The organism is Limnohabitans sp. JirII-31 (assembly GCF_002778315.1).
Lineage (GTDB): Bacteria > Pseudomonadota > Gammaproteobacteria > Burkholderiales > Burkholderiaceae_C > Limnohabitans.
Window position 1 is genome coordinate 15,227 of sequence record NZ_NESA01000003.1, and the last position, 13,420, is coordinate 28,646.

At 60.2% G+C, this 13,420-nt stretch carries 13 protein-coding genes; 1 reads left to right on the forward strand and 12 read right to left on the reverse strand.

Annotation, left to right across the window (positions count from 1 at the left end; translation table 11 throughout):
* Positions 1-17 precede the first annotated feature (17 nt).
* From B9Z41_RS05140 to B9Z41_RS05155, 4 genes are read right to left on the reverse strand one after another with little or no spacing between them, the layout of a single operon-like run.
* Positions 18-440, reverse strand: coding sequence for a hypothetical protein (locus B9Z41_RS05140; RefSeq protein WP_233202532.1), 423 nt, complete (start codon positions 438-440; stop codon positions 18-20).
* A complete protein-coding gene (locus B9Z41_RS05145) occupies positions 433-2,187 on the reverse strand; it encodes a hydantoinase B/oxoprolinase family protein (RefSeq protein WP_100145858.1) in 1,755 nt (584 codons plus the stop codon). Before B9Z41_RS05145 ends, B9Z41_RS05140 begins: the two co-directional genes overlap by 8 nt.
* Positions 2,184-4,274, reverse strand: coding sequence for a hydantoinase/oxoprolinase family protein (locus B9Z41_RS05150; protein WP_100145861.1), 2,091 nt, complete (start codon positions 4,272-4,274; stop codon positions 2,184-2,186). The genes B9Z41_RS05145 and B9Z41_RS05150 overlap by 4 nt, the downstream gene beginning before the upstream one ends.
* Before the next feature lie 3 nt (positions 4,275-4,277).
* Positions 4,278-5,141, reverse strand: a complete 864-nt coding sequence (locus B9Z41_RS05155) for a fumarylacetoacetate hydrolase family protein (RefSeq protein ID WP_100145863.1) — start codon at positions 5,139-5,141, stop codon at positions 4,278-4,280.
* A gap of 135 nt (positions 5,142-5,276) precedes the next feature.
* On the opposite strand from B9Z41_RS05155, the gene B9Z41_RS05160 reads away from it, so the two are divergent.
* Positions 5,277-6,200, forward strand: coding sequence for a LysR family transcriptional regulator (locus B9Z41_RS05160; RefSeq protein WP_100145865.1), 924 nt, complete (start codon positions 5,277-5,279; stop codon positions 6,198-6,200).
* Here B9Z41_RS05160 and B9Z41_RS05165 read toward each other — a convergent pair.
* Genes B9Z41_RS05165 through atzF form a run of 8 tightly spaced genes read right to left on the reverse strand, consistent with a single transcriptional unit; the run spans position 6,197 to position 13,284 of the window.
* On the reverse strand, positions 6,197-6,886 hold the full coding sequence (locus B9Z41_RS05165) for a GntR family transcriptional regulator (RefSeq protein ID WP_100145867.1): 690 nt from the start codon (positions 6,884-6,886) through the stop codon (positions 6,197-6,199). The two genes, B9Z41_RS05160 and B9Z41_RS05165, sit on opposite strands and share 4 nt — an antisense overlap.
* The gene (hpxZ, locus tag B9Z41_RS05170) at positions 6,883-7,257 is read right to left on the reverse strand and encodes an oxalurate catabolism protein HpxZ (protein ID WP_100145869.1); all 375 of its coding nucleotides are present in this window, start codon (positions 7,255-7,257) and stop codon (positions 6,883-6,885) included. Before hpxZ ends, B9Z41_RS05165 begins: the two co-directional genes overlap by 4 nt.
* A complete protein-coding gene (locus B9Z41_RS05175) occupies positions 7,258-8,655 on the reverse strand; it encodes an AtzE family amidohydrolase (protein ID WP_100145871.1) in 1,398 nt (465 codons plus the stop codon).
* A complete protein-coding gene (locus B9Z41_RS05180; RefSeq protein WP_233202533.1) occupies positions 8,652-8,879 on the reverse strand; it encodes a DUF4089 domain-containing protein in 228 nt (75 codons plus the stop codon). Before B9Z41_RS05180 ends, B9Z41_RS05175 begins: the two co-directional genes overlap by 4 nt.
* Positions 8,876-9,697 carry an ABC transporter ATP-binding protein gene (locus B9Z41_RS05185; protein WP_100145873.1) on the reverse strand — a complete coding sequence of 274 codons (822 nt, stop codon included), beginning with the start codon at positions 9,695-9,697 and terminating at the stop codon, positions 8,876-8,878. The genes B9Z41_RS05180 and B9Z41_RS05185 overlap by 4 nt, the downstream gene beginning before the upstream one ends.
* Positions 9,698-9,699: 2 nt before the next feature.
* A complete protein-coding gene (locus B9Z41_RS05190) occupies positions 9,700-10,542 on the reverse strand; it encodes an ABC transporter permease (RefSeq protein WP_233202535.1) in 843 nt (280 codons plus the stop codon).
* Between the two features lie 3 nt (positions 10,543-10,545).
* Positions 10,546-11,538, reverse strand: a complete 993-nt coding sequence (locus B9Z41_RS05195) for an ABC transporter substrate-binding protein (RefSeq protein WP_100145875.1) — start codon at positions 11,536-11,538, stop codon at positions 10,546-10,548.
* Positions 11,539-11,586: 48 nt separating this feature from the next.
* Positions 11,587-13,284, reverse strand: coding sequence for an allophanate hydrolase (atzF, locus tag B9Z41_RS05200; RefSeq protein ID WP_100145877.1), 1,698 nt, complete (start codon positions 13,282-13,284; stop codon positions 11,587-11,589).
* Positions 13,285-13,420: the final 136 nt, after the last annotated feature.

The following is a 13,420-nucleotide window of genomic DNA, read 5'->3' on the forward strand; positions in this document are numbered from 1 at the left end:
AATTGGTGTGGTGCCGTTCAGTCACGGTACCCCTTGCGCCAGGCGTTCGAGCCCCCCAGCAGCAGCGCCTCGGGCGCTGGCCCGTGGAGCTTGGCATACGACTCGATGGTTTTGGTCATGCGCGGCAGCAGCCATTGCGCCACCGTCTCGCTGGCGGCGTCAGTGCCCAAGCGCTCAAGAATGCCACGCACTGCGCGATCTTGCGCATTGATCGGGCCGGGTGCGAGCAAAAACGCCACCACCTCAGCCTCACCCAGACGCTCACTTTCAGCCCACAAGTAATCGGCAATGTCACGCTCGAAGTCTTCCAGCGTGACACTGATGCCCGTCATCGTGCAAGAGCACCCCAGCGCAATGTGCTGTGCCGACAACCGATGCCAAAGATCGGCCAGATAGGCAGCTTGGGCTTGGGCGGTGCTCACCTCGATCACCTCAGACAAGAACTTGGGCTCGCAGTTGTTCGGTTTGCGCCAGGTCCACTTGGTCCTGCGCATCGAGCACCACACCGTAGAGCTTCTTGGCCGCTTCGCGGCTCACGTAGCCTTCGCGCGTGTCGTGCGCCACTTTCTGCGGGTCACGCTTGAAGGGATGGCCAAAGCCACCACCACCGCCCGACAGCATCTTGTAGGCATCGCCGCGCTCCAAACGCACGTTGAAGATTTTGGCGTTTGGCAAGTCGTTGTTCCATTCGCCTTTGTGGCGAATGGCGATGCCGTTGCCAGCCGCTTCGCCACCGCCCTCCAAGCCCCAGGGCTTGCAGTGCATGCGGTCAATCCGGGTGGTGACCGTGAAGGGTGACAAGGCTTGCACCACCATCTCTGCGCCCAAGCCACCGCGGTGTTCGCCTGCGCCTGCGCTGTCTTCACGAATTTTGTAGCTCTCCACCAGCACGGGGTATTTGGCTTCGAGCTGTTCGGTGGGGCTGTTGTGTGTGTCACCGTCGTTGATACACACCGTCACCGACACACCGTCTTCTGACGACTTGGCACCCCAACCGCCGCCCAAGGGGCCAATGCCCACAATGAACAAGCGACCGTCTTCGGGCGAAATGCCGTGGATGTTGGGGAACACCAAGTCAGCATGGTGGCCCGCAATCGTGCGGTGCGGAATGGCCGGAGCGAGGGCTTTGAAGATGGTGTCGATCACCGTCATCGGGAAGGTCATCCACACACGCATGGGGTATGGCCGCTCGGCACTGATCACGGTGCCCATGGGCATGATCACCTTGAGGGGGCGGAAGCTGCCGTCGTTGACGGGATAGTCGGTGGGCGTGGTCAGGCATTTGTAGGCCACCTGCGCGCAGGCAATGCCGGTGGTGAACCCCGAGTTGTAAAAACCCTTGACCTGCTTGCTCACGTCCGACAAGTCCACCGTCATCTCGTCGCCTTGCACCGTCACCTTCACACGAATGGGAATGCGCTTGCCAATCTCCAGGCCGTCGTCGTCCATGAACGACTCGGCTTCGTACACGCCGTCCGGAATGGACAAGGTGTTTTGACGCGCCACGGCTTCAGACTGGTCCATGATCTGCTGGATCGAAGCCTGCACATCGGCATTGCCATAGCGTTGCACCAACTCCAAGAAACGACGCTCACCGGTGGTCACGGCCGTGATCTGGGCCCGCAAGTCGCCCATGGCCCGCTCAGGCAAGCGCACGTTCATGGCAATGATGTCCACCAAGTCTTGGTTGACCTTGCCTGCGCTTTGGTACTTGACGATCGGAATTTGAATGCCTTCCGAGAAGATGTCCGTGGTGATTTGTCCCAAGCTGCCTCCCACGTCCAACCAGTGTGCCATGCAGCAGGTGAAGCCAATCAACGCGCCTTCATGGAACACGGGCATGGTGAAGGTGAAGTGGTTCAAGTGGCTGCCGGTGGTGTAGGCATCGTTGGTCACCAAGATATCGCCTGGGTGGATGTTGTCGTACCCGAAGTGACGAATCTTTGACTTGACGGTTTCCGACATGCCCCGAATGAACATGGGCAATCCCAGACCAATCGACACGGTGTCACCCTCTTTGGTGAACAAACCCACGGTGAAGTCCAGCGCCTCATAAATGATGAGGTTGTAGGCCGTGCGCATCAAGTTGGTTTTCATTTCTTCCGTCACGGCAAACAAGCCATTGCGGATGATCTCGACGATCACAGGATCGACGGCATGGGTCGATGGAATAGCGTTGCTGGTCATGTGCGGTCACTCCCGATAGAAATTTGCAAATTGCCGTACAGGTCCACCTTCACGGTGTCGCCCGGCTGAACCACGGTGGTGGAGGCATGTTCTTCCACCAGCGCAGGGCCATGAAACACGTTGCCAAACTTGAGCAAGTCGCGCTTGTACACCGGTGTCGACACGTACGCGGCGGCACTGCGGAAATACACCGGCTTATGCGTGCGCAGGGCTTGGGCGTCAGGCTGTTCTTGGCCCGCCTCCACCGTGTTGCGTGGCGGCTTTTTCATGCGACCCATCACCGTGACGCGCAAGCTCACAATGTCGGCGGCCTCTTTGGGTGCCGAGGTGCCGTAGCGGATGGCATGCACTTCGTCGAAATGGTTTTTGATGGCGGCACGGTCTTTCTTTTCAAAGAACGCATGGGCCAGGTCCACCGTCACCGCGTGCTCTTGGCCAAAGTAGCGCATGTCGGCTGCGCGTTCAAACACCACCTCTTCGGGGCGAATCTCGGACGCACCGATGGCGGCGCGACCTTCGTCTTCCATGCCCTGGTAGATGGCTTCGATCTCGTCAAACGACATGCCGTCAAGGCGACGGAACACCGAACGCACATAGTCGTAGCGCAAATCGCTGAACAACATGCCGTAGGCAGAAAAATACCCAGGCGCATACGGAATGAGCACTTTGCGAATGCCAATTTCACGCGCAATGGCCGACGCATGCAAGGGACCGGCACCGCCATACACCACCATGGTGAAGCTGCCCGCATCCAAGCCACGCTCGGTGGTCACGGCCTTGACGGCATGCGACATCTGCGTCACCGCAATGCGCAAAATGCCGTCGGCCGCTTTGGTGGCATCCAGGCCCAAAGGCTTGGCAATTTTTTCTTCCATGGCCTGCTTGGCGCGGTCAAAGTACAAGGGCATTTCACCGCCCAAGAAGTTGTGCTCGTCCAAGCGACCCAAGATCAAGTTGGCATCGGTCACGGTGGGCTCGGTGCCATCACGGCCGTAACACACAGGCCCGGGCATGCTGCCTGCCGAGCGAGGGCCCACGCGCAGTGAGTTGCCCAACTCCACACGGGCAATGCTGCCACCACCTGTGCCCACTTCAAAAATATCCATCATCGGAATTTGAATTGGCAGCGCCTTTTCATAGCCACCAATCAGCGCACTGCCGGTGGTCAGGGGGCGGCCTTCGCTGATCACACCGGCCTTGGCCGTGGTGCCGCCCATGTCAAAGGCAATCGAATCCGGCATGCCCAGTTGGGCGCAAATGGCTTGGGCGCCAATCACCCCAGCAGCTGGGCCTGACTCGAGCATGCGCACGCAATCGCGGCGTGCGTGCTCCACCGGGAACAAACCGCCAGTGGACTGCACGGCATAAAAGTCGCCTTCAAAACCTTTGTCTTGCAGGTGCTGCTCCAACTCGCCCAGGTACGCCGACACACGGGGGCCCACATACGAGTTGGCCACCGCAGTGGAGACACGCTCAAACTCGCGGTACTCCTGCGACAGCTCGTGCGAGGCGGTGACAAATGCGCCGGGAATTTCTTCTTGCAAGATGGCCTTGACGCGGCGCTCGTGGTCTGGGTTGCGGTACGAGTGCAACAACAGCACGGCCACGGCTTCGATATGTTTAGCCTTGAGTTCACGGGCGAGTTCGCGCACAGCGGCCTCGTCCAGCGGTTTGTGCAGCGAGCCATCGGCACGCAAGCGCTCAGAGACTTCGTAGCGCAGCGAGCGCGGCACCAGCGGTTCGTGCTTGGAGAAAAACAGGTTGTAGGCGTCGGGGCGGTTGACGCGGCCAATTTCGTAAATGTCGCGGAAGCCTTCGGTGATCAACAAAGCCGTCTTGGCGCCGTTGCGCTCCAGCAAGGTGTTGATGGCGATGGTTGAGCCGTGCAGAAACAAATAGCCATTCGTCAAATCCACACCCGCGCTGTCGAGCGTGTTTTGAATGCCATCGACCAACTGGCCGTGGGTAGACAAGGCCTTGCCAAATGAAATTTGGCCGGTCGTCTCGTCAAAGCACGCCATGTCGGTGAACGTGCCACCAATGTCCACTGCAATGCGCAGCGAGCCGTTTTTACTGATCTGTGTCATCCGTTACTCCTGTGAGGCCGCTTGGACGATGCGGTTGCGCAAAGTACCCAAGCCTGTGATTTCAATTTCGACCACGTCACCCGCCGTCATGTAGACCGGGGGTTCACGGCGATCGCCAACGCCGCCCGGTGTGCCCGTGGCAATCACATCGCCGGGCGACAGCGGTGTAAAGCCCGAGATGTATTCGATGATCACGGGCAGCGTGAAGATCAAATCAGCCAGCGATGCGTGTTGCATCACTTCGCCGTTGAGTCGCGTCTCCAACATGAGTTGGTTCACATCGGGGATTTCTTGGGTGGTTGCCATGAACGGGCCCAGCGGTCCGGTCAAGGGAAAGTTTTTGCCAGGAATCCACTGGTGCGTGTGACGCTGCCAGTCGCGTGCGGTGCCGTCGTTGAAACAGGCGTAGCCAGCGATGTGCGCCATCGCATGGGCCTGCGTGATGTGGCGACCGCCCTTGCCAATGATCACGGCCAACTCACCTTCAAAGTCAAAGCGTTGGGTTTCGTTGGGGCGAGGCATGGGCGCGTTGTGGGCAGACAGGCTGTCTGCAAATCGCGTGAAGATGGATGGGTAGGCACTGTCTGCGCGCTTGGTCTCGGCCACATGCGACTTGTAATTCAGGCCGACACAAAAAATCTTGCCTGGGTTTGGCACCACGGGCAACAAGGTCGCCTGGCTGGCTTGCACAGACTGCCCCGCTTGACGCGTCAGGGCTGCCAGTTCGTCGAGCTTGTCGGCGGCGATGACCGCTTTGAGGTCGGGGTATTGCGCTTGAAACGCCTGTGGCACCTGCAACCAGGTGTCTTCGCTGACCCACACACCGTAGCTGGCGTGGCCGGCTTGCTCAAAACTCACGAAGCTCATTTTTTTCCTTTTTTCATGGCACCTTCATGGGTGCGATCACACGATGGGTAGGAGTCTAGGCAGCCACGACTCATCTTCATAGAGTCAATTCAAAGATTTCAGAAATGCCATAATTGGCATACCAGAAAGCACGTCATGCAGATCAACGATTTCCGACTTTTCTTAGAGGTGGCCGAGATGGGCAGCTTCACCAAAGTTGCCGCACAGCGGCACACGGTGCAGTCGCACATCAGCCGTCAAATCAGCGAACTCGAAAAGTCCTGTGGCGGCCATTTGTTTCGCCGCACAGGGCGTGGCGTGGTGCTCACCGAATTTGGACAACACGTGGAACAACGGGTGCGGACCTGGATCAAAGACAGCGAAGAGCTGTTTGCCGACATTCAGCAAACTTCCAAGGTGCCCATGGGCGAGGTCAAGATTGGCATGTTGCCCTCTGCGGCGCATCCGCTGATGACCCAGGTGTTTCAGCGCCTGCATGCGCAATACCCCAAGATTCGCTTGAATGTGCGTGAAGGCCAAGGGGGCGAGCTTGATGCCCTGCTAGACACCGGGAGTGTGGACATTGCCATCTTGTTTCGCTACCAAAAGCCCAGTGGGCCCGATGAAACGCTGCTGTCCACCGCCAACACCTACCTCGTCTCCAGTCCGGGCTTGCCTTTGACCCAGGCCGACAGCGTGGACTTCAAACGCCTGGAAGGTGTGCCCCTGGTGCTGCCACGCCCACCATCGCATTGGCGCTCGATCCTCGATGAAACAGCGCGCAGCAAGGGCTTCAATTTGTCAGCGGTGATCGAGGCCGATTCGCTGCGTGTGCAAAAAGAAATCATTGCCAGCAACCCGCATTTGTATGCCTTGCTGGGGCCGTTCTCGGTGGACGAAGAACTGCGCAGCGGCAGTCTGCAAGCCGCCAAAGTGGTCCATCCCGAATTGAAGCGCTATGTGACCTTGGCCCACCCGAAACACGGGCACTTCACGCAGGCCAGTCGCATCGTGTCAAAGCTGATCAAAGAAACCGTGCAGGGCTGGAATGGGCAGTTGAACATTCCCAAGCAGGTTTAAGCGCGGTGCCCCGCCGCCCTCGCCTGCTGCACTTGGTGCAAGGTGATGTGGCGCACCTCGGTCTGGCTCGATTGAATGTGGGCACGCAACAAACGCACGGCCTCGTCTTGGCGGCGGTCCAACACGGCTTGCAAGATCTGGCCATGTTCGGCGTAAGTGATGTCGATGCGGTTTTGGTAGGTGAAGTCGAGTCGGCGCACGATGCGGATGCGCTCGGTCACCTCACGGTGCACGCGCACCATCTCCACATTGCCCGTGGCCGCCACCAACTGGTGGTGAAACGCTTCGTCCCAATCGGCCACCTGATGCTGGTCTGTGCTGCGTGCCTCCTGCGGCACCAGCCAGATGTGCGCCAAGCTGTGCAACACCGTGCGGTCGGTGCGCACGTCGTCATGGCACAGGCGGTTCACCGCCTCGGCTTCGAGCACACGGCGCAGGTCGTAGAGCTGGTCGAACTTGTCAAAGTCAAACGGGCGCACCTGCCAGCCACTGCGAAACAGCACATCCACATAGCCCTCTTGGCGCAGCCTGAACAACGCTTGGCGCACCGGCGTGCGTGACACGCTCAAGCGTTCGCTGATTTCGGTTTCGGTGATGCGGTCGCCCGGCACCAGGCGAAAGTCCGCAATGTCACGCTTGAGCTGCTGATACACCTCATCGGCACGCGACGGGTGTACCACGCTCATGCCAGCAAGCTCACATGTGCAGCCACCACACGCCAGCCCTCAGGCGTGCGCATCCAGGTTTGGCTTTGTCGGCCTGTGCGTGGGTTGCCCTCGCGTGCGAACTCGGTGTTGGCGGTGGCAAAGTCGCGCCCGTAGGTGGTGATCACCGTGTTCATGCAGGTGCGTGCCAAGCCTTGCGAGGGCCGGTTGGCGCGGAAGTCTTGGATGGCTTGGTAGCCATACAGGTTTTCGGTGGCGCCATAGCGCAGGGTGTGCGGGCTGTTCCAAAACAACTCGTCGAGCACCGCCACGTCGTTGCTGACCAGGGCTTGTTCGTAACGTTCAAAGGCGGCTTGCATCTCGGCCAGCACCTCAGGCAAATTGATGTCCATTCACAGCTCCACAGGTTTCACATGGGCCACGCCCGCCGACTCCAGCGCCAGCGCCACCCGAAAGGCCAAGTCTTCGCGCCAGGGCGCGGCAATGATTTGCACGCCCAAGGGCAAACCCTCGGTGCCCGCAGGCCACAGCGGTGCAGCCACCACCGGGCAACCGGCAAACGAGATGGGTTGGGTCAACAGCCCCATGGCCGCGCGTGCAGGCAAGGTCTGGCCCTGAATGTCGAGCCACTCGGTGCCAATGGGTGTGGCACACACAGGCGTGGCGGGTGCCAGCAGCACGTCCCAGTGTTCAAACAAGGCATTCACCTGGTCACGGTAGAGGCGGCGAAAGCGCTGGGCTTTGACGTACCAGTCGGCGGGTTGCAGGGCACCGGCCCAAAAACGGTCCACCGACAAGGGCTCAAAGTCGTCGCTGCGGGTGCGCAACTCGTTCAAATGCAAGCTGCCGCCTTCGCTGGCGGTGATGATGAAAGCCGCCGCACGCGCCAGCGCCGCACTGGGCCAGCTCACCTGCGCCGTGGCCCCCAAGCACTGGGCCGCCAACTGCACCGCCTCGCGTGCCGGGGCACTGGCGTGGTCGTGAAAGTAACCGTCCAGCACACCCACGCGCAGGCCTTGCAGCCCATGGGTCAAGCTGCCCATGACGGGCTCCACGCGGCGGGCGTGGCAGCCGGGGTCGAGCGCATCGGGGGCTTGCAGCGCGTCGTACATCTGGGCCAAGCCGGTGAGCGAATTGGCAAAGCCGCCCAGGTGGTCAATGCTGTGCACAAACGGGTAACTGCCCCGGCGCGACAAGCGGCCAAACGTGGGCTTGATGCCCCACACGCCGCACAGCGATGAAGGCACGCGGATGGAGCCATTGGTGTCCGAGCCCAAGCTCAAGGGCACTTGCCCCGCAGCCACTGCCGCACCTGAACCACCTGACGACCCACCCGCAATGCGCGACAAGTCATGCGGGTTGTGGCACGGGCCGTAGTGGGTGTTCTCGGTGGTGAAGCCATAGGCAAACTCGTCCATGTTGAGCGAGCCCACCAGCACCGCACCGGCGGCGTTCATCTGTTGCACCAGCAGCGCATCGGCTTGCGCCGGGGCATGGCCCTGGTTGACGATGGAGCCCGCCAGCGTGACCTCGCCTTGCACATCGAACAAATTCTTCACGGCATAGGGCACACCGGCCAAGGCGGGCAACACCTCGCCTCGGGCGCGCTGCGCATCCACCGCTTGCGCCTGGGTGCGGGCGCGCGCGTGGCAGATGCCGGTGAACGCATTCACCCGCGTGTCGGTGGCGGCGATGCGACCGAGGTGCGCATCCAACACCTCGCAGGCGCTGAACTGGCCGCTGGCAATGCCACGCGCCAAGTCGGGGGCAGACAAGGTGGTGAGCGTCATGGCGTCACCTGCTTGGGGCAATAAATTTCAGCCAGCTCTAGCTCGGGCGGCATGTCCAGGCCGTCTAGCAGTTGCGCCATGGCGGCTGTGCGCTGCAAATGCGCGGCCACGCGCACCGCGCGGGCCTCGTCCACCGGCAGGCCCAACACGGTGGCGCTCACCTGCACGTACTGCACCATCTGTGCATCGGTCAATGTGGCATGGGTCATTGCGGCCTGAGTCATTTGCGCACCTCGCGTTGAAAAATTTCCAAGCTGAGTTTTTTGGCGCTCACAAAGCTGGGCTCAGTGAGGGTCTCCACCGTGCGGGGACGGGGGTCGTTGTAGTCCAAGATTTCGGCCACTTGGGTGGGGCGCTTGGTGAGCAACAAAATTTGATCGGCCAAGTACACCGCTTCTTCCAGGTCGTGCGAGACCAGCAACATGGTGGTGCCGGTTTTCATGAACACGTCTTGCAGCTTTTCGCGGATGAACAAGGTCATCTCAAAGTCAAGAGCCGAGAACGGTTCATCCAAAAACAGCACCTCGGGGTTGGGGGCCAGCGCCCGCATGATGGAGGCGGTTTGTTGTTGACCGCCCGACAGCTCGTAGGGGTAGCGGTTGAGGTCAAACTTCACATCGAACGAGGCCACCAGCTCTTGCACGCGCTGCTCCACCTCGCCCTTGGACTTGCCTTCGAGCTTCAAGGGGTAGGCAATGTTGTCGATGGTGCGCATCCACGGAAACATGGCTTCGCGGTAGTTTTGAAACACATAGCCAATCTTGGTGTCTTTCAAAGACTTGCCGTCAAACAAGATCTCGCCACTGTCGATGGGAATCAAGCCCGCGATCATGTTGATCAAGGTGCTTTTGCCGCAGCCGTTGGGGCCAAACACCGAGACGATTTTGTTCTTGGGAATGTCGAGGTTGAAGTTTTCGTACAGCGGCCAACCGGCAAAGTATTTGGTGAGGTTGCGAATGGTGATGTGCGTGCCGCTGGGGCCCGGCACAAACGGGGGGGCTGCCGGGTCAGGTGCCACCATGGGGTTGAGAACAACAGTCATGCTTACCTTCCGCTCCAATGGACGATGCGTTTTTCCAGCACCAAAAACACCACGTTCAAGGCATAGCCCAAGGCCCCTGCCGACAAGATGGAGGCGTACATGTCACGCACGTTCATCACCTGCTGCGAGTCGATGATGCGGTGGCCCAGGCCACGCTCAGAGCCAATGAACATTTCAGCCACGATGACGATGACCAGCGACATCGACACCGCGCTGCGCAAGCCCACAAACGTGGGTTGCAAGCTCTCCCACACCAGCACGTCTTTGAAAATCTGCCAGCGTGTGGCCCCCATCACCTTGGCGGCCATCACACGCTGCTTGCGCGCATTGATCACGCCATAGGCGCTGTTGAACAACACAATCAGCAAAGCACCAAACGCGGCAATGGCCACCTTGTTGATGTCGGACACACCAAAGATCATCAAGAACAAAGGGATCAGCGCCGACGAAGGTGTGGAACGAAAAAAATCAATCACAAACTCCACGCTGCGGTAGGCCCGCTCGTTGCTGCCCAGCAGCACGCCCAAGGGCACGCCGATGACGCCGGCAATAGCAAAGGCTTCGAGCGTGCGCGCCAAGGTGTAGGCAAAGTCTTTGAGCAACTCGCCACCCGCCATGCCGGTGAACAGCACCGTCAAGGTGGCTGAGGGTGAAGGCAGCAAGATGGGGCTGATGAGCTTGTAGCGCACCACCAAGTCCCAAATCACAAACAACACCACAGGCCCAATCAGCGGCATGAGCTGCGCCGGGCTCCAGCGCGCGGGGGCCACCGCCCCCGCTGCGGCGCGGTCGGCCAGGCCCTGTTTGGCCGCAGCCATCAACACGGGAGAGGAGGCTTCGTGCATGGCTTAACCCTTGTACAACATGGTGTCGACCATGAGGCGTGAGGGGAAGATGCCCTTGTCGGAGAACAAGTCAAAGAACTTCTGGAAGTGGCCAATGTCTTTGGCGGTGAACTCGTTGTAGAGGGTGTAAGCGGCCAGCGGCACCTCAGACGTCAACGCGCCTTCAATGGCGGTGTAGCCCTTGAGGTACTGACGTGCCTCAGCAGCGTTGGTACGCACCAGTGCAATGCCCTTGGCATAGGCGGTGACGAACTTCTTGGTTTCCACCGGATGGTTTTTGACAAACTCAGCAGTGAGCGAGGCCGAGCCACCAAACCAAGGGGCCATCGCGTCGCCCAAGATGTATTTGGAAATCACGCCCGCTTCCAGCACGCGGGTGGTGCCGTTCAAGCGGCCAATGGTGCCGGTGGGCTCTAGGGTGTAGACCGCATCCACTTGGCCCGCGGCCAAGGCGGCCACGTGTTGGCCAATGGGCAACTCGATCACCGTGGCACCGGTGGCGCCGCCCCGCTCAAGCACGGTTTTGGCCAAGGTGACGTTTTGAATGCCAGGGCCTGAGGCCACTTTTTTGCCCTTGAGATCGGACATGACTTTGGCCGTGCTGGCCACGGGCACCAAGAACTCGTCCAACACGTTTTTCACGTTGCTGGGGTTGGCACAAAAGATTTTGAACGTGCCCGGTGCAGCAATTTCACCAATCGCCAAGTTGGCCGAACCGGTGCCGTTGGCGCTGCCGTCGCAACGACCGGCCAACATGGCTTCCATGATTTGTTGGGCAGCGGCGAACTTGATGGGCTCTACATCGAGACCGGCTTCTTTGAAGTAGCCCTTTTCCACCGCAGCATAAAACGGCAGGCCCGCCGCAATGGGCCAGTAGCCAATGCGAATTTTGGGAGTGGACTGTGCACGCACGATGGCAGGTGCGCCCATGAGCCCTAAGGCAGCACTGGCGGCACCGGCTTGCAACAGTTGGCGACGTGAGGTGGATGGGTTCATGAGATCTCTCCTAGAGGTGGGTGAAACAAAAAAACAAAATCAAATCGTTCAGGCTTGCAGGCTGGCCACGTAAGCGCGCCAACCACCGAAGTGGCTGATGTCTTGCGCGCCGATCAAAGCCTGCGGCTCACACACAAAGCCCTGCACGCTGGTGCCATCGGCCAAGCGCAAAGTGCCAATGCCCAAGGGCTCAGGGATGAGGGCTACAAAAGAGCCGTAGTGGCGCGTGGGCATCTCCCACACCTCCAGGGCAATGGCATGGCCCTGCCCTGGTGCCACGCGCAGCAAGCCGGGCTTGGGCGGCGTGGTGTTGGGCAAAGCAAACAACTGGTAGTCGGCACTGGTGGTGGTGGTGTGCAGCAGGCGCGCACCACGCTCGGTGAGTTGCGTATTCAAGGGCATGCCCGACAAATGCGCACCCACCACGGCCACCTGCACCGTGGGCTCAGCCTGCAAACCCGCAATGGCTTGCATGGCAGGCAAAGGCTCGCCCGTAGCACCCAGCGTCAAACCCGTGGCGTGGTGGTAACGCTGGCCCAAGTCGGCCAATTGCCAGTCGCTGCAAGACGGGCCAATCAGCGTGATGCCAAAGGGCAAGCCATCGGCACGCAACACACTGGGCACCGACAGCGCCGCGTAGTCGAACAAGTTGACGAAGTTGGTGTAGTGGCCCAAGTTGCGGTTGAGCACCACCGGGTCGGCCTGCATTTGCGCAATGGTGTAGTGCGTGGGCGCGGTGGGCACCAGCAACACGTCGATGGCGTCCCACATGCGGTGTGCGACTTGCGCCAAGCCCAGCATTTGTATTTCGGCGGTGCAGTAATCGGCGGCGCTGTAGTGGCTGCCTTTGCCAATGATGCTGCGCACGGGCTCCATCACGTGCTCGGGGTGGGCGTCAAAGAAAGGTTGAATGGCCGCGTAACGCTGCGCCACCAATGCGCTTTCGTACAACATGGCGGCGGCTTGCAAATGCGGCGTCATGTCGATGGCCACCGGCTCGCCACCCAAGGCACACATCTGCGTGATGGACGCATCGAAGGCTTGCTTGGCTTGCATGTCGCCAAAGAATTCAAGCTGCTGTGGCACACCAAACTTGAACTGTGCTGGCAAGGCCTGGGTGTTGAGTGTGAGTTGGCGTGAAAACGGATCGCCCGCATCGGGCCCCAAGCAGGCTTGCAACACTTGCGCGGCAGTGGCCACGGTGCGCGCCAAGATGCTCACGCAGTCCACGTTTTGCGCCGCAGGCACAACTCCGCGTGCAGAGATCAACCCACGCGTGGGCTTGAGGCCCACGATGTTGTTCAAGCCCGCAGGCACGCGCCCAGAACCGGCGGTGTCGGTGCCCAAGGCAAAGTCAACCTGCCCCGTGGCCACCACATAGGCAGAGCCAGAACTTGAACCACCCGACACATACAACGGGTTGAACGCATTGGGCACCGCACCATAGGGCGAGCGTGTGCCGTTGAGGCCGCAGGCAAATTGGTCGAGGTTGGTTTTGCCATGCAGCGATGCACCAGCGGCGAGCAGCTTGCGCACCACTTCGGCGTGCTCTGACGGGGTGTAGGCGAACTCGGAGCACGCGGCCGTGGTGGGCACCTGCGCCGCGTCGATGTTGTCTTTGACGGCGAAGCTCAGGCCAGAGAGCGCCCCTGAATGGGCCGTGCTCAGAGGGGGCGTGAGGCGTGTGATCCAGGCTTCATCGGCCAGTGCGTTCGTCTGCGAATGAGGGCTTGAGCGTGACACCATTGTTGTGCATCCAGTCTTGTATCCAAGATGGAATGCAATAGGTGTGCCACGGTAGAAGACGATTCAAATTTGAGGCTTGCAGAAAAACTCGTTGCGTTTATTCACGGAGCGTTCGCTGTTGCATTGAATGCGAAGT